Raw genomic sequence first — 650 nt, 5'->3', positions numbered from 1 at the left:
ATCTTCCCGACATCACCTTTGTGGCCCCAGCTTTCTTAGGCGAAACGATTTTGGGGTTTGTGGCCGTGCGCGCCCACCATGCCGACGTGGGTGGGATGACCCCTGGAAGCCTTCCCGCCCAGGCCACGGAGATATTCCAAGAGGGGCTACGCATCCCGCCCGTAAAACTTTGGCGAAAAGGCGAGCTTGATCAGGATCTTTTTTCCTTGATTCTGGCCAACGTGCGCACGCCCAAAGAGCGCGAAGGGGATCTGCGGGCCCAGCGGGCCGCGGTGGAAACGGGGATCCGCCGCCTCTCCTCTTTGGCCGAACGTTTCGGGATAAGAACGCTTCTTTCCGCTTACGAAGAGCTTTGTCGTTATGCAGAGCGACGGATGTGCGCGGCGATAAAAGCCGTGCCAAACGGGGTCTACAGGTTCGCGGATTCCTTGGACGAAGGGATTCTGGTGTGCGTGGAATTGCGCGTGCACGATGAAGAATTAGAGGTGGATTTCACGGGGAGTTCTCCGCAAGTGGATTTTCCGGTGAATGCGCCGTTTTCCGTGACCGCCTCGGCCGTGTGTTTCGCGGTGAAGGCCGTGTTGGATCCGGAGCTTCCTCCAAACGATGGAGCTTGGCGGCCGATACGCATCATCGCCCCAAAGGGCACG

At 58.9% G+C, this 650-nt stretch carries 1 protein-coding gene; it reads left to right on the top strand.

The genetic code is table 11. From position 1 onward, the window contains the following. Positions 1-650 (top strand): hydantoinase B/oxoprolinase family protein (locus H5T41_11465; GenBank protein MBC7109377.1); only part of this gene is annotated, 650 nt, incomplete at both ends.

The organism is Methanomassiliicoccales archaeon, from assembly GCA_014361295.1.
Classification (GTDB): domain Archaea; phylum Thermoplasmatota; class Thermoplasmata; order Methanomassiliicoccales; family JACIVX01; genus JACIVX01.
This window is presented reverse-complemented; position numbering and strand designations above follow the sequence as displayed.